This is a genomic window from Arthrobacter sp. R4 (assembly GCF_051365025.1).
In the GTDB taxonomy this organism is placed as follows: Bacteria; Actinomycetota; Actinomycetes; order Actinomycetales; family Micrococcaceae; genus Arthrobacter.
Window position 1 is genome coordinate 100,243 of sequence record NZ_JBLWIJ010000017.1, and the last position, 14,968, is coordinate 115,210.

General features: G+C 59.7%; 16 protein-coding genes. 3 read left to right on the forward strand and 13 right to left on the reverse strand.

All coding sequences use genetic code 11. The annotated features are described in order from the left end of the window. Positions 1-53 precede the first annotated feature (53 nt). From ACLKOZ_RS12045 to ACLKOZ_RS12095, 11 genes are all read right to left on the reverse strand, one after another. Positions 54-302, reverse strand: a complete 249-nt coding sequence (locus tag ACLKOZ_RS12045; protein ID WP_337350864.1) for a Flp family type IVb pilin — start codon at positions 300-302, stop codon at positions 54-56. 306 nt (positions 303-608) lie between these two features. Then, entirely contained in the window at positions 609-821 is a 213-nt protein-coding gene (locus ACLKOZ_RS12050) for a Flp family type IVb pilin (protein WP_436475294.1), read from the reverse strand. Then, positions 818-1,705: a type II secretion system F family protein gene (locus tag ACLKOZ_RS12055; protein ID WP_436475296.1), complete on the reverse strand. Its 888-nt coding sequence runs from the start codon at positions 1,703-1,705 to the stop codon at positions 818-820. The genes ACLKOZ_RS12050 and ACLKOZ_RS12055 overlap by 4 nt, the downstream gene beginning before the upstream one ends. 17 nt (positions 1,706-1,722) lie before the next feature. Next, positions 1,723-2,673 (reverse strand): type II secretion system F family protein, encoded by a 951-nt coding sequence (locus tag ACLKOZ_RS12060; protein WP_436475298.1) that lies wholly within the window; start codon positions 2,671-2,673, stop codon positions 1,723-1,725. A 2-nt stretch (positions 2,674-2,675) separates the two neighbouring features. Next, positions 2,676-4,178 carry a CpaF family protein gene (locus ACLKOZ_RS12065; RefSeq protein WP_436475299.1) on the reverse strand — a complete coding sequence of 501 codons (1,503 nt, stop codon included), beginning with the start codon at positions 4,176-4,178 and terminating at the stop codon, positions 2,676-2,678. After that, on the reverse strand, positions 4,175-5,380 hold the full coding sequence (locus ACLKOZ_RS12070) for an AAA family ATPase (protein WP_376043133.1): 1,206 nt from the start codon (positions 5,378-5,380) through the stop codon (positions 4,175-4,177). Before ACLKOZ_RS12070 ends, ACLKOZ_RS12065 begins: the two co-directional genes overlap by 4 nt. Beyond that, a complete protein-coding gene (gene cpaB / locus ACLKOZ_RS12075; RefSeq protein WP_436475302.1) occupies positions 5,377-6,165 on the reverse strand; it encodes a Flp pilus assembly protein CpaB in 789 nt (262 codons plus the stop codon). Before cpaB ends, ACLKOZ_RS12070 begins: the two co-directional genes overlap by 4 nt. A gap of 33 nt (positions 6,166-6,198) precedes the next feature. After that, positions 6,199-7,227, reverse strand: coding sequence for a pilus assembly protein TadG-related protein (locus tag ACLKOZ_RS12080; protein WP_436475304.1), 1,029 nt, complete (start codon positions 7,225-7,227; stop codon positions 6,199-6,201). After that, positions 7,215-7,604, reverse strand: a complete 390-nt coding sequence (locus tag ACLKOZ_RS12085; RefSeq protein WP_436475306.1) for a TadE/TadG family type IV pilus assembly protein — start codon at positions 7,602-7,604, stop codon at positions 7,215-7,217. Before ACLKOZ_RS12085 ends, ACLKOZ_RS12080 begins: the two co-directional genes overlap by 13 nt. A gap of 114 nt (positions 7,605-7,718) precedes the next feature. Next, entirely contained in the window at positions 7,719-7,949 is a 231-nt protein-coding gene (locus tag ACLKOZ_RS12090; protein ID WP_436475307.1) for a Flp family type IVb pilin, read from the reverse strand. Positions 7,950-8,225: 276 nt separating this feature from the next. Then, positions 8,226-8,891 carry a prepilin peptidase gene (locus tag ACLKOZ_RS12095; RefSeq protein ID WP_376043121.1) on the reverse strand — a complete coding sequence of 222 codons (666 nt, stop codon included), beginning with the start codon at positions 8,889-8,891 and terminating at the stop codon, positions 8,226-8,228. Positions 8,892-9,188: 297 nt separating this feature from the next. On the opposite strand from ACLKOZ_RS12095, the gene rplM reads away from it, so the two are divergent. Then, positions 9,189-9,632, forward strand: coding sequence for a 50S ribosomal protein L13 (gene rplM, locus ACLKOZ_RS12100; RefSeq protein WP_015937805.1), 444 nt, complete (start codon positions 9,189-9,191; stop codon positions 9,630-9,632). A 38-nt stretch (positions 9,633-9,670) separates the two neighbouring features. Then, positions 9,671-10,177, forward strand: a complete 507-nt coding sequence (gene rpsI / locus ACLKOZ_RS12105; protein ID WP_050684362.1) for a 30S ribosomal protein S9 — start codon at positions 9,671-9,673, stop codon at positions 10,175-10,177. 67 nt (positions 10,178-10,244) lie between these two features. Here the strand turns inward: rpsI and ACLKOZ_RS12110 are convergent, their stop codons facing one another. Beyond that, entirely contained in the window at positions 10,245-12,191 is a 1,947-nt protein-coding gene (locus tag ACLKOZ_RS12110; RefSeq protein WP_436475310.1) for an ArnT family glycosyltransferase, read from the reverse strand. Continuing rightward, positions 12,188-13,414 carry a glycosyltransferase gene (locus ACLKOZ_RS12115; RefSeq protein WP_436475312.1) on the reverse strand — a complete coding sequence of 409 codons (1,227 nt, stop codon included), beginning with the start codon at positions 13,412-13,414 and terminating at the stop codon, positions 12,188-12,190. Before ACLKOZ_RS12115 ends, ACLKOZ_RS12110 begins: the two co-directional genes overlap by 4 nt. Positions 13,415-13,583: 169 nt before the next feature. Here ACLKOZ_RS12115 and glmM point away from each other — a divergent pair, with 169 nt between their 5' ends. Beyond that, positions 13,584-14,945 (forward strand): phosphoglucosamine mutase, encoded by a 1,362-nt coding sequence (gene glmM / locus ACLKOZ_RS12120; protein WP_376043112.1) that lies wholly within the window; start codon positions 13,584-13,586, stop codon positions 14,943-14,945. Positions 14,946-14,968: the final 23 nt, after the last annotated feature.

The window sequence follows — 14,968 nt, forward strand, 5'->3', positions numbered from 1 at the left end:
CCTGATTGCCGCCGCCACTCTTGTGCCTCGTGCTGCTGGTGGGGCGTCCCGGACTAGGGAGTCGGGTAGGCGCAGGATCCGCCAGCGGACGTGGTGGCAGTTGCCGCAGTCGCCGTCCATGTGCCGCCGCCGACTTGGCACTGCACTTGTTCGAACATAGCGTTCAACGAGCCACCAAGGAGGGTGACGGCAACAATGATGACGACCGCGATGAGGCCAACCATAATGCCGTATTCGACGGCCGTGGCGCCCTTTTCGTCGCGGTGAAGACGGACGGCGAGGTTGGTGTAAAGAGAAAGCATTTGAGACTCCTGAGCGAGTGGGGGAAAGCTGGTCCAGCACCAGCTCTGACAAGAACATAGCAACGCTTGATGGCCCGTTGACGGGAATTTGCAGCATCCTGTGCTAAGCCTTCCCAACATGCTCTCTTCCTGCGCGTTTCCTTCGCTGGCACTGCGTTGAAGCTTGGAATTGGGGCCCTCCAGGCACACAAGCGGACCCCCTCGGTTCTGGGTGCCGAGGGGGTCCGGTTCTTGGGGCGCCGGGTGAGGGCGCGGGTTGGGCCTTGAGCTACGTAATTCGTGATGACGCGGCCTGCGCGTTGCGTATCAAGGAATGCCCAGCAAGAGTTTGAGGTGGGTTGTCAATTCGTCGAACCAGCCCATTAACTCAAGGCCCAGGAGCGTGATTGCCCCCATCGTTAGCAGCACGATAAACGACAACAGAATGCCGTACTCGGTCGCGGTGGCTCCTCTTTCCTCGGCGAGCCGCCGCATCCATGCGCGTGCAGTTTTTCCGCGGTTGGCTGAGCTTCGAGTCACAGCGTGCCCCCTGCAAACAGTTCCATAATGCTTATTACTGAGGGCCCAAGGACCACAATGAACAGCGTCGGCAGGATGAAGAAGATCAGGGGAAAGAGCATCTTGACGGGCATTTTCATTGCATGCTCCTCCGCCCGCTGCTTCCGTTTGATACGCATGTCGGACGCTTGCGCCTTGAGCACGCCCGCTATCGCCACACCGTACGCGTCGGCCTGCACCACTGCACGGATAAAACTCCGGACGTCCGGCACGTCGACCCTTTCGGCCATCGCCAAGTAGGCGTCCTTCCGGGATCGCCCCACCTGAATATCCTGAAGTGTCCGGATCAGCTCTTCAGCCAAGGGGCCGCTGCCGTTATTTCCGGCGCGTCCCATCGACATTTCGAAACCCAGTCCAGCTTGGACAGCGATCAGCATCTGGTCCAACGCGTTGGGCAGTTCAACGCGGATCGCTTCCCGTCGCTTCTGCGCCCTGTTTTTGATGAGGATGTCCGGCACGAAGTACGACAACGTCGTAACGCCGAGCATAATCAGGAAATTGGGAGCCGTAGGGGATGTCAGGAAGAACATGTAGCCGAGAACAGCGCCACCCAGAGCAAGCATCGGCTTGATCATAATGATTCTCGCTAGGGGCCAAGCCTTGGGACGACCCGCCCCAGCGAGCTGCTTGTCCAGCCATCCGGCGTAACCCTTCGGCGTCAGGCGCTGACCCAGATCGGTCAGTGCTTCATTAACGTTGATTCCCTGGCGCTTTGCCTTTGTCTGCCTGCCAAGATTGGCTTGGATATTGCGAAGTCCAGCCCGGTCGCCGGTGAATACGAGGAAGGTCATGAGTGTAATAGGTGCCACAATGGCCAGAATTCCGGCAAATGCGATCACTTGCATTGAGAATCACCTGCTTTCTAGAACTTGGGCTTGACAAGGCTCTTGAGCCAGAGGCCCCCGACGGTCAGGAGGACAAGGCCGGCAGCGATCATTGCGTAGCCCGGAAACGTGGTGTAAAAGGTTCTGGAGTACAGGTCGTTGAACATAGTCAGTCCAAAAAACATCAGCACCGGAAGCGACATCAGGACGAGGGCGGACATTCGGCCTTCCGCGCTCAGGGCCCGAATCTGGCCGCGGACCTGATTCCGGTCCCTGACTGTGTCACCCAGATGGTCAAGCACTTCGGCCAAGTCGCCGCCAACTTCCCGGTGGATTTCTATAGCCTGGGCGATGGCCGCAAAGTCTTCGCTCTGGGTACGTTGAGCCACTTCAGCAAGCGACTCTCCAAGATCACGCCCGATCCGCGTTTCGTTCAAAATCCGGCTGAGCTCTTCGGACATGGGTGGCTGGCTTTCCTGCGCCGCGGCGTCCACTGCTCGGAGCAGGCTGTGGCCAGCTCGGAGGCCGCCAGCCAGCATCTGGAGCGTATCGGGAACCTGATCATCGAATTGGTGCCGCCGTCGAGCAGCCAGCACGTTCAAAGTGAGATGGAGTGCCACAGGTGTTACTAGCGTGAACAGAAAAGCCGGCGCTAGCCCACCAAGGACGAATCCAATGACCCCTGCTAGGAGCGTAGCCACACCTGCCATGAGCAGGTAATCGCCCGGGGCTTTCTTGAGGCCACACTCGTCTAGACGGTCGCGGCTAAGGAACCGGTTTCCCCTATCCTTAACGCTCTTATTAAGGGCACCGACTGCGTGCTCCGTCAGGCGGGACAGCCCGGAGGAATGGGCGACCACATCCGGCCGGCGGCGGGAAATGGGTATGCCGGCGCTGGTCTTGAAAGTAACCCACCCCAACAGCAGGACGGCCACATAGACGAGGAACAGCCCTGCCACGAATATTGCTGGGGAGAACTCCTGCGGCATAGCTACCGCCCCCTCATCTGAGAGCCGCCAGTTATCGGGGCGCCGAACACTGATGGAGAAATTGGTATGCCCAGTTCGACAAATCGATCTGTGAAACGCGGTCGCACTCCTGTTGGCACCGGTTTGCCCAAGAACCGGCCGTTGGCGTCCACCCCGGCGGAATAGTCGAAAACGAAGGCATCCTGGAGGGTGACCACGTCTCCTTCCATTCCCTGAACCTCGGTGATGTGTGTGACCCTACGGGTGCCATCACGGAGCCGCGAGATGTGGACTATGAGGTTGATGGCGGATGCAACCTGCTCACGAACGGCACGGAGCGGAATGTCCATGCCCGCCATGAGTACCAACGTTTCCAGCCTTGCGATGGCGTCGCGGGGGGTGTTGGCGTGCACTGTCGAGATGGACCCGTCGTGACCGGTGTTCATGGCCTGAAGCATGTCCAGACATTCGCCACCGCGGACTTCACCTACCACGATCCGATCGGGCCGCATACGGAGCGAGTTCCGCACGAGGTCCCGGATGGATACGGCGCCCTTTCCTTCAATGTTTTGAGGCCGGCTCTCCAGACGAACCACGTGGTCCTGCTGGAGCTGGAGTTCAACTGCGTCCTCGATGGTGACGATTCGGTCGTCTGCCGGAATGAATGAGGACAGCACATTGAGCAGCGTCGTTTTACCGGTGCCAGTTCCGCCGGAAACGATGATATTCATCCTCGCAAGGACGCAAGCCTTGAGAAGCTCAGCCATCTCGGGGGACAGGCTGCCCAGCGCGATCAGATTATTCACAGTCAGGGGGTCCCTGCCGAACTTCCTGATGGTGAGTGCGGGCCCATTGACGGCAAGCGGGGGGATGATGGCGTTGACGCGCGACCCGTCAGCAAGGCGGGCATCGACAAGGGGGGACGATTCGTCGATCCGTCGGCCGACCTTGGAGACGATCCGCTCGATGACCCTGCGCAGGGCATCGTCCGAACTGAACTTCGTGTCAGTCATAAAAAGGCGGCCTTGGCGCTCCACGTACACCTGGTCGAACCGGTTGACCATTACTTCCGTGATGGACGGATCATCAAGGAACCGCTGGATAGGTCCATGACCGAGAACATCGTCGATGATCTCCCGGATCAGCCTCTGCCGTTCCGCACCTGAGAGCGGTACCTGTTCCTCGTCCACGACAATTTTCAATTCATCGCGCACAAACTGGTGAAGCTCGGCCTCTTCCAAGGAGGAGTCAGTAATCCGAGAACCAAGCCGCTCATAGAGTGCTTGGCTGGCTCGTTCCTTGAGGGCGCTGAGGGCTTCGCTGGCCACCGCTGCAGTTTGAGGCATATCCAGGGCGACAACCGCACTCGCGGCAGCTTCGGCTGTCTTGGCCTCCTGGATCTTGCCCAGGGTGGTCGGCACTGATGCTGCCTGAAAGGCGTCTGCATAGGGGTTCGACTGCGCGGACTCCTTGGCGAGGGGCTTGGCCTCGCCGCGGAGCTGCTGGAACCGGTCAGTGAGGCTCACTGTACTACCGCCCTTCTGTGCAGTTGCTTGTGCGTTCGAGCTTCCCAATCGGGTTTGAACCGGTCCACCAGCTTGCGGAGTCCCTTTGCTGCCGGATCACGGCTTCCGTCCTGAAGAACCGGAATTCCCTTGTTCGTGGAGTAAGGCAGCGACTTGGATCGGGGCAGGACCACATCCACGGGGGCTCCAATAGTCGCCTCTACATCTTGGAGGGTAAGTCCGCCGCGACGATCAGCCATGTTCAGTACAACGTGGCGCTGCGCCGGCATCAGGTTCAGTTCGTTGAGGATCTGAAACCCCGTGCGGAGTCCCCGGATGCTGGGAATGTCCATTCCGCATATCCACACCGCGTCGGTGGCGTGCTCAAGCGTTGCCAGTACGTGTTCGCCCAGGCCCGGTGCCGTGTCCACGATGATGTAGTGGAACTCCTCCCGGAGTTGAGTGAGCAGGCGCGAGACGTGTTCCGCGGTGATCTTGTCCATCTCCACTGGATTGCGCGGGGCACACAACGCGTAGACGCCAGCCGGATGAACCGTGAGATAGGTCTTCAGGACCATGGAGTCCTGGCTGGCCGCTCCGACAACCGCATCCGTAATGGTGTGTTCGGGCTCAAGCATCAGCCCGCTGGCAACATCGCCAAATTGGAGATCGAGGTCGACGATGACAACACTCATCGGTGCTGCCTTAGCTAGGCCGACCGCAAGATTAGTGGCTACCGTAGTCTTGCCAACGCCGCCCTTTGGGGACATCACGGCGATAATGCGGCCACCCTCTCCGTGGTCTGCGTGTTCAGAGGTGCCAGGTGCGAGGCCACGACGGCGGCCTGCCGCAGCAAGGCTTGCGCGTTCCAGCATGACGCGGATGGCATCCGGATCGGCAGCGGGATCGAGTAGGTCGCGGACCCCGGACCGCATGGCTTTAATGACCACTTCGGACGTTTCGGGTACAACCAATACCACGCTGATTTCAGGGAACTGCAGGTCCATGACCGAAGCAAGCTTCAGGGAGTCGTCTACGGGCAGCCCGGGTCCGAGTATTAGTACCTCGGGTGGCTCCCCGACAAGCTGACGCAAGAAGTCCTGCGGACCTTCCGGAAGATAGTCTGCCTGGAAGGTTTGAAGTGAGCCGTGCATGCCCGACGTGGCGAGGCGGACTCTTTGGTCGAAGTCACCATTTGGTGTAATGAGTACGAAGCGGCTCATCGGAACAGCCTTGTCTTGTCTACGACACCAACGGTGCCTTCGTCGGCGTTGCCAGGCTCTTTGGAGAGGTAGATGCTGCCGAACTCTGTGGCAAAAATTACCCGTTCGGCGTCAGCAGAGTTGCGGGCGATGGTTATCAGATAGGTGCCGTCGCCGGTAGCTTCCTTCTTGGCCGGCGTTGCGCCGTCTGATGTCGTGGCCGTAGTCGATTCCGACTTCGCGGCAGCGCCGTTGCTGAACTGTGCCGCCGTGACCAAGACCTTGTGGAATGTGAGCTGTGTGCCGCTGGACTTGCTGACGACATCTCCAGTGGCAACGTTCGTCGTTGCGTCATCCAAGGAAATGAATACACCAACTGTGTCGCCAGCCTTGAGGATGCCGCCCACTACCCGTTCGATAGGGAGTTTGAGGGTGATTTCCTGCATGCCAGCGGGAACCTGAACCCTGGAGGGGCCCAGCAGAGAGTTGGCGTCGACCATGCGTGATGAGAGTAACTGTTCCCCCGGCACCAGGGGGACAGCCGTGACTTTGTCGCCGAGATCGTCCAAGTTGGTTACGGTGTCCGAAGCCAATGCCAATTTCGGAACTTCCTTTTGTACTACGGAGGCAGCCAGCTTGTCCGTGGAGGTGCCCGCCGCTACGGGCTTCTCAACGATGTAGACTGCTTCCGTTTCGGTGTCTGCCAGGGCCCGTTTGTCCGCGTTTTGGACGTACATAACCAGCATGACCGTTCCTATGATTGCCACAAGCAGCGCGGCAATGCCTCCCAGTAGGCGTGTTTTCAATTTATTCCCCTTAGAAAATGGATATTGCCTTTACTAGTTGATGAGCCGGATTTTGGAGGTTCCCAAGTCGACCCCGACTCCGGGAAGGCCACCGCCGGAATCGATGGATACAAATTTGACGAACTGTCCGATGATGCCGCGGCACGGATCCGTGCAGGAGTCCGCGGGGTCTGTCACATGCGGTGCTTTGTTGTGGAAGGTCCTCGGCTCAGTGTTACCGCCACCGAACTTCCACCCTTGAATGTTGAAGGTCGCGTAACCGCGGATGTGGAACCAGCCGCCAGCCCCGGTGCCCCCCGCGTTGTCGTAGACCGGGAAAGTTCCCATGACCGTTCCCCCGCCGTTGATCGTGTCTTTCCAGGATTGAATGATGGCGTCGCAGGCGGCCGTACTCGGGTAGTCTGCGCCAGTGTCAGAGTCTGCGTTGTCGTCGATGTCCGTGGCGGCGTGGCAGGCTGTGTCGGTCTGCTCGAGCCAGCCGAACCCACCGGGTATGGTGTGGCCCGAAGTGGACGTGCAGGAACTCATTCCCGGCTTGTACTTGATCAGCTGGACTTCGCCGCTGGCCTCGGCACCAGACAAGTCGTACTGACAATCAGAAATCGCCAATGGAAATGCTGATCCTCCGGAAGGGAACTCAAGACCCGCGGTAGCGTGGGCGCCCACGGTTGCAGGCGGGGCATCAAGTGCCGAGGAGAACATTTGCCGCAGGAATCCCGCGCCGCTCGTTCCGTCGCGAGTCGTTGTCCTGACCGTCACCTGATTGGCAACGGACATGTCAACCTCGAAGACCGTCGATGATCCATCGTTGGAATTGCTGTCGGCAAGTGCTGCAGCAATGCCTTCTGCCTCATCTTGCGTGCATCCTGTCTCGTGGCATGCCTGAACGATGGCTATGGCGCCAGCGTCGGCACCGTTTTGGAGCTGTGCTCGCTCTGCGTATATCTGGCCGACGTCTACTGCTATAGCACCCGCGCCTATAAGAACCAGCATGAGAACTGCCACCATGACGCCGGCGGCGCCTCGCTCGCGATCTGCTTTGCGCTTCTCTAGCCGCCGCATCGCATTGCTCCTACTCCAACTAGGGTGACGCCGCTGCCAAATAGTCCGGTCAGGGTGTCCGCGGTATATGAAATTTCTACGTTGACTGTCCCATCGGCTACACAGGCCGTAGGGGTGAACGTGTAGGCAAATGTGTCGGTCTCAAGACCTGGAGCCCCATTTGCCGCTGCCAGCTCGGCTTCATCCTGATCGTTGGTGATGGCCATTGTCCGAGCCGCTTCCCTGGCCGCCTGGGTAACGGAAATCTGAAGATTGAAGGCATGCGAGAATTCGACGATGCCGGCAATGAGAGCCAGGAGAATTGGTGCAACGAGTGCGAACTCGACGGCAACGGCGCCTCGGCTGCGTTCTTCGGAGCGGGATGCGCTGCGTTTCAATGGGTCCCCCTGAGTTGTTGCAGCAAGTGGTGAGAGTTCTTGGGCTACAGGTGAGAAAGCAGTGCCGCGCCCGCGTTGCGCGGACGCGGCACTGTCTCTGGATGGATCAGGCTGCTACGGTACGACCGGGCTGGCGGGGCCGGTGGTCCAGCCGTCGACAACGAGGCCCAGGTCGGAGAACCAGTTGCTCAGGGCAGTGCCGAACAGGGCTGCACCGACGATGATGGCAAAGGCCACAAACGCGATAAGCAGCGAGTATTCTGTGGCTGTCGCACCCTTTTCGGAGGAGAGACGATCCTTGATGCCGGCGATGAAAGCAGTCATAGAGACCATGAGAGAAGTCATTTTAATTTCCTTAATTCGATGAAATGGATTTGGATACTTTCAACGAATTTCCAGCTGCCCCCATAATTCCTTAGCGGCTGGACTTCGCTAAGAAAAGATTGGCACTGACGTTTTACCGCAACAATGCGTAGCGGTACTCGACTTTATTGGAGGCGTTTTCATTGCGTACTCGGAAAGTGACCGCGAGTACTCGCACAGAAAGAGGCCCGTGCCGGCTGACTACTTAGATGCGCCGGCGCAGCTGCCACTACGGCGTAGGGTGTCCAGGATTCGCAACTAGAACATGAACAGCGCTACGCCTGCCGTGGCGGCAAGCATCGAAGGGCCGTGTGGCACTTCAGACGGACGTTTCGAGCGGTTCCTGTGTACCAGCAGAAATGTGACCATCCCGTTCAGGATGAAGCCGGCTAGGCCGCCGTACAGCAGTTGACCCCAGCCTAGGTATCCCAAGTAGAGGCCCACCGGCGCTGCGAACTTGACGTCGCCCATTCCCATGCCGTTTGGCGAAATTAGGGCCAAAAACATGTAGGTGACGAACAGGACTGCCGCGCCGGCCGCAGCGCGAACCAAGTCACTCCACTCTTCTCTGCCCACTGCGGCCGCAATAAGGCCAAGGAACCCGCCTAATAAGAGTGCTAAAACCAAGGGGTTCGGAAGCAAATGCAGCGAAATATCAATTCTGGCCAGCTGCGCACCCAGAACCGCTAGCAATATGAAAGCCGGTAGTCCGGGTTCGAGCCCGAACCGGAAAGCGAAGGCCGCGCAGAGGAGGCCCGTGACAATCGCCGTTGTGATCCTGGTGCGGATGGCTGGAAGAGATCCGAGTCGGGGAAGAAGCTGGAAAATGAGCCGGTCCGCCACGGGGGAGAGAATGAGTCCCAGGAGCCCAGCGCCGGCCACCAACAGCGGACCTGTCGAACCGGTTTCGCCCAAAGAAATCACAGTGTCCCCCTGCATGTGTCAGGCCGGCTGGCTGCGAATGAGCGTCCGGCTATCCCATTTTGACCCTGGAGCATGCTTCAAGCTAATATTGGTAGTCGTTGTGCGTGTCCTATCTCGATGATGCGTGCCCGCTTGAGAATCCGGTTGCAGGATAACTACTCAACGAGCACATTCGGGACTTCAGGATGACTGGTTACATGGAGCCCTCACCTCTGTTCCGGTAGCGCATAGATAGTAGGTGCACACGCTTGAGTGACACCTAAACAAGAACGCCAGAACAAGAACGAGGCAAAAACCGTGCGTACGTACACCCCGAAGCCCGGCGATATCAACCGCCAGTGGCACGTCATTGACGCCACAGACGTTGTCCTTGGTCGTCTTGCCAGCCAGACCGCAATCCTGCTGCGCGGCAAGCACAAGGCCACCTTTGCATCCCACATGGACATGGGCGACTTCGTCATCATCATCAACGCTGAGAAGGTAGCCCTGACCGGCGCCAAGCTGGAGCAGAAGCGCGCATACCGCCACTCCGGCTACCCGGGCGGCCTGACCTCCGTCAACTACGCGGAACTCCTGGAATCAAACCCGGTCCGCGCCGTTGAGAAGGCCATCAAGGGCATGCTCCCCAAGAACTCCCTCGCTGCCCAGCAGCTGGGCAAGCTGAAGGTTTACCGCGGTGCAGAGCACCCGCACGCCGCCCAGCAGCCCAAGACTTTCGAAATCACCCAGGTCGCCCAGTAGTCCTGGCCACCAAACAACTTATCTATACAAGGAGAACCGTGGCTCAGAACGAAGAGACCACCGAAGCCGTTGAGGCTGAGGAAACCCTGACCAGCTACACCTCTGAAAGCTCAGCTGCAGACGCCGCTGCGCCGAAGAAGGAACGTCCGGCCCTGACCGTCGCCGGCGCAGCTGTTGGCCGCCGCAAGGAAGCCGTTGCCCGTGTCCGCGTTGTACCGGGTTCCGGCAAGTGGACCATCAATGGCCGCGCGCTGGACAACTACTTCCCGAACAAGCTGCACCAGCAGGACGTCAACGAGCCCTTCAAGATCCTGGATCTCGAAGGCGCCTACGACGTCATTGCACGCATCCACGGCGGTGGCATTTCCGGCCAGGCCGGCGCACTGCGTCTCGGCATCGCCCGTTCACTGAACGAGATCGACGTCGAGAACAACCGCGCCACGCTGAAGAAGGCCGGTTACCTCTCACGTGACGCCCGCGTCATCGAGCGTAAGAAGGCCGGTCTCAAGAAGGCCCGTAAGGCTCAGCAGTACTCCAAGCGCTAAATCCGCTTTTGGAAGCCCGTCCCGCCATCGGCGGGGCGGGCTTCCTCTTTTTAAAGCGAGTGGATCGTCAAGGCAAAGGGATGGACCGCATGTCATAAACGACTTGCTCTCCGACTTCGACGGCAACGAAGTGGGCGCGAATCCACTCCACGATCTTTTCGGTCTCGCTTCCCATAGCCTGCTCTCGTAGAAGCTCAGGTTGGTCGATGAAGAGCCCAATGCGGCCTTCGGCGGCAAGTTTCTTGAACTGGTCCAAGGTCGGTGCGGGGTCGAGCCCAAGCCATCCTCCCAGGGCCGCGACCGGTCTTCGGGATTCAAGCTGGTATAGCGCCGCGTTTTGCGCGGTCACGGTCATAGCGGCCCAGGTCACTGTAGGGCCGTCGATGCCGCCCAGTCGTTGTACGAGCTCGGGACTTGGTGGGGCACCGAAGGCCAAGTGCAGACTCCGAAGGTCCTCGCCGCGCAGTGCAGCTTCGAAGCGTTTTGACAAGGATCCCTCAACCGCCGAGGACGGCCCTGATAGCGGGTTGGTCCCGCCCTGCGGTGTGTTGATCGTGTACAGGTTGGTCATGGCTGGGCCAATGAGCAGCGAGGCTGCAACGGGCAGAAGAATTGCGATCTTGCGGTTTATTGGCAGCCACCACAGCACGCCGGCGACTACAGCAGTAGCGGGTACCGCCAGCTGCCATCCAGGGGGCCAGCTGTGACTGTACTCCAGGATCCGACTTGCCAGATAGCCGGTTGCCCCTATGACAACTGATCCCAAGAGCCGGGAAACGGGTCGGCCGCGTGCGTTCCACAGCTGCAGAAGCCCGAGCGGAAGCACCACCGCCATTGGGGCTGCAAATGAGAACGTGTAGTAGGAATGAACCATCGTTCCGGCCATAGTCAAGACTGCGACTACTGTCAGGAGCCAGGTCGAAGCAATGAGGGCTGTTGGTGAGTATCTCTGCGGCCCAGATGCGCCTTTCAGAACCAGTATGACCACGGCACACGCGAGAGAAGGAAATAGCAGCCACGCGGCCTCTGGCGCGAAATCCGCACTGAATAGTCGTGCGAGACCGGCCTTGAAGGTGCCGAAAAGAGACGCGGATTCGGAGGGCACGGCCACTCCGTCCTGGTTCGTAAACTGCGCGAACCGCGCGAGTCCGTTATAGCCCGTAGTAAGTTGCAGGGCGCTGTTCCCTGCTGATCCGCCAACGTACGGACGTTGCGATGCGGGCGTCAGTTCGACCGCAACCATCCACCAGCCGCCGGTGACCAGGAGCATCCCCAGCGCTCCGGCGAGGCGGGCCGCCCGTCGCTTCAGCGAGCCTGAACCTGTGACGGCAACAACACCTATGATCAAGCTCGGAACGACAAATAGGGCTTGAACCTGCTTGGCCATAACGGCGAACCCCAACAGCGCTCCGGCAAATAAGAACCATCGCCAACGGCCATTTCCTATGGCCTTGACCGTGCAATAGACGCTGGCAACCACCAGCAGCCCCATGAGCGGCTCTGGGTTGTTGAACCGGGACATAAGCACAACTACGGGAGTAGACGCATAAACAGCTGCCCCGAAGAGCGCTGGAGCAGCGCTATGATTCGTGCGGATGATCTTGTAGATGAGCCACGTAGTAGCGATGCCCATACACACCTGCGGCAGCAGGATACTCCATGAACTAAGTCCGAAGATTCTGACAGACAGACCCATCACCCAAACGCTCAGGGGCGTTTTGTCGATAGTGACGAGGTTTCCGGCATCTGCTGAACCGAAGAACCAAGCCTTCCAGTCGGCGGCTCCGGCCTGCGCCGCAGCAGAATAGTAAGGATTAGCCCAGCCATTCTTATCCAAATTCCAGGCATAGAGAATGGCCGTGATCCCCAGGATGGCAAACAGGAAAGTTCGTTCGATCCTTGGGGCATTCCGGGGATCCCTCAGGACCGCAGCGAATGAGCCAAGGCGTTGCTGCTTCAGTCTGGCCGCAATGTTCCTTTGGATTGAGCCGACCACTATGGATTCGGCACTCAAATGGATACCTGTGCCGACAAAATGGTGCCATGCCCGTGCTGGCGGCGAACGCGGAACACCCAGACTCGGAGAAGTGCAAATCGAATCAGAGTTGCGAAGACATTGGCCGCCGTAAGCGTCAGGAGTTCAGTGCTCGCGTCGGTGTGGGCGCTTACCGAATGAAGCAGGAGTAGCGACGAAGATGTAATGCTCCACGCCAGAAGGAACACAACGAGCCCTTGGAATTGCTGGGTAAACAGTTTCACCGGTCCGCTGATTCCGAAAGTAAATTTCCGGTTGGCCGAAGTGTTTCCCACCGCTGTCAGGAGCAGGGCCAGGAAGTTGGCCTCTTGGGCACCGAAAGGGCCCTGAAGAATCAAAAAGAGGAACGCGAAGGCCAGAGTCGAAACCACTCCAACAAGGCCAAATCGGATCACTTGGCCGAAATAGCTTGGCCTGACAGGAGGCACGAGCGGTCGCCGCCCAAGTTCCGCGTAGATTGCTTGAACAGGTATAGATCCTTTCACCAATGACCCTGCGACACGGACCAGCCCGCGGATGTCGTCCATGGCTGTCTGTTTAACATCCACGCGGCTGTCCGGGTCATCAACCCAGTCCACGGGGATTTCGTGAATGCGAAGTCCTGAGCGTTCGGCGATGATCAACAATTCCGTGTCAAAGAACCAGCCGTTGTCTTCCACGTGCGGGAGCAAGCGATGGGCGACATCGGCGCGAATCGCCTTGAATCCGCACTGGGCATCGGAAAACCGTACCTGCATTGTGCGCCTAAGCAGAAGATTGTAAGACCGCGAAATGAATTCCCGTTTCGGCCCGCGGCTTACCCGCGAGCTTTGGCCGAGACGCGTTCCGATTGAAATATCGGAATGCCCCGACAGCAGGGGAGCCACCAGAGGAGGCAGCGCTGCGAGGTCTGTCGAAAGGTCCACGTCCATGTAGGCGAGGACTTTCGCTTCCGAGGCGCTCCAAGCATCCCGTAAGGCGAACCCCCGCCCCTTAGCCTCAAGACGTCGGTATCCCACATTCGGGAATTTGTCGCTGAGTCGGGCTGCAACCGCCGGAGTCCGATCCGTGCTGGCATTGTCGGCAATGGTAATTTTCCATGTCGAAGGCATTTCAAGCGTCAGATATTCGGCGAGCCTTGAGATGCTGTTTTCGAGTACGGCTTCTTCGTTGAAAACCGGTACTACAATTTCGAGCGCCAAGCCCCCATAGCTAGGTGTCATGCAAGGAATCGTAGGGTGCCGGAAAGGCCCTGGGCGAGGCTTTTTGGCAAAGACAGGTACAGCCCAGAAGAACCAAGTAGTCCTCGTGGCGTGCCCGGCCGGCGGACAGGTAGTGGGGGCTGGACAGCAGGTAGGCAGGCCCGGAGCCCCCATCCTCTAGACTTGACCGGTGTCTAGATTATTTGGAACAGATGGTGTCCGGGGCCTGGCTAACGGTCTGCTCACTGCGGAGCTGGCGATGCAGCTGGCCCAGGCGGCCGCCGTCGTACTGGGCCATGACCGCAATACAAACGGCAGCCGGCCCCGTGCCGTCGTAGCCAGGGACCCGCGTGCGAGCGGCGAGTTCATCGCCGCAGCCGTCGAGGCAGGGCTCTCCAGCTCCGGCATCGATGTCTACGATGCCGGCGTGCTCCCGACGCCTGCTGCGGCCTACCTTGTGGCTGACCTGGACGCCGACTTCGGCGTGATGATTTCCGCGTCCCATAACCCGGCGCCCGACAATGGCATCAAGTTCTTTGCCCGAGGCGGCCAGAAGCTCCCGGACGACGTCGAGGATGCCATCGAGGCGCAGATGAACAGCGAGCCGGTTCGCCCCGTAGGCGCCGAGGTGGGCCGGATTCAGCGGTTCTCCGATGCGGAGGACCGTTACATCGTGCACCTGCTGCGCACGCTGCCGCACCGCTTGGACGGTATCAAGGTGGTCTTGGACTGCGCGCACGGCGCCGCCAGCGGCTGCTCGCCCCAGGTTTTTAAGGACGCCGGCGCGGACGTTGTGGTCATCGGCGCGGATCCCGACGGCCACAACATCAACGACGGCGTCGGCTCCACGCACCTGGGCCCGCTCAAGGAAGCCGTGGTGAAGCATGGTGCGCACCTGGGTATCGCGCACGACGGCGACGCCGACCGCTGCCTTGCCGTGGACCATGAAGGCAACGAAGTAGACGGCGACCAGATCATGGCCATCCTCGCCGTGGCACTGAAGGCGGCTGGGAAGCTCAAGGACGATGTCTTGGTGGCCACGGTCATGAGCAACCTCGGCCTGAAGATTGCCCTCCGCGAAGCAGGCATCAGTATCCGCGAGACAGCAGTGGGGGACCGGTACGTCCTCGAAAGCATGCGCGAAGGCGGTTACAACCTCGGTGGCGAACAGTCCGGGCACGTGATCTTCGCCGACCACGCCACCACCGGTGACGGCGTGCTTACCGGTTTGCAGCTAGCCGCCCAGATCGCCATGACCGGCCGTCCACTCAAGCAGCTTGCCACGGTCATGACCAAACTCCCGCAGGTCCTTATCAACGTCCGCGGCGTGGACCGGACCCGTGTCCACAGCTCTGAAACCCTTGCGGCGTCAGTGGCCGTCGCAGAGGCTGAACTCGGCGATACCGGACGCGTCCTGCTGCGCCCCTCAGGCACTGAGCCCGTGGTCCGGGTCATGGTGGAGGCAGGTGACGAGGCGACGGCACAGTCCATCGCCGAGCGCCTAGCCCAGGTGGTCCGCACGGAGCTCGCACTGGAACTCGTCACAGACTGATCCCAGAGACAACAAAGCGGCCC

Excerpts from the sequence above, each read along its gene's own strand:
- ACLKOZ_RS12045 (WP_337350864.1), bottom strand. The coding sequence starts at position 302 with ATGCTTTCTCTTTACACCAACCTCGCCGTCCGTCTTCACCGCGACGAA.
- ACLKOZ_RS12055 (WP_436475296.1), bottom strand. The coding sequence starts at position 1,705 with ATGCAAGTGATCGCATTTGCCGGAATTCTGGCCATTGTGGCACCTATT.
- ACLKOZ_RS12060 (WP_436475298.1), bottom strand. The coding sequence starts at position 2,673 with ATGCCGCAGGAGTTCTCCCCAGCAATATTCGTGGCAGGGCTGTTCCTC.
- ACLKOZ_RS12070 (WP_376043133.1), bottom strand. The coding sequence starts at position 5,380 with ATGAGCCGCTTCGTACTCATTACACCAAATGGTGACTTCGACCAAAGA.
- ACLKOZ_RS12080 (WP_436475304.1), bottom strand. The coding sequence starts at position 7,227 with ATGCGGCGGCTAGAGAAGCGCAAAGCAGATCGCGAGCGAGGCGCCGCC.
- ACLKOZ_RS12090 (WP_436475307.1), bottom strand. The coding sequence starts at position 7,949 with ATGACTTCTCTCATGGTCTCTATGACTGCTTTCATCGCCGGCATCAAG.
- ACLKOZ_RS12115 (WP_436475312.1), bottom strand. The coding sequence starts at position 13,414 with ATGACACCTAGCTATGGGGGCTTGGCGCTCGAAATTGTAGTACCGGTT.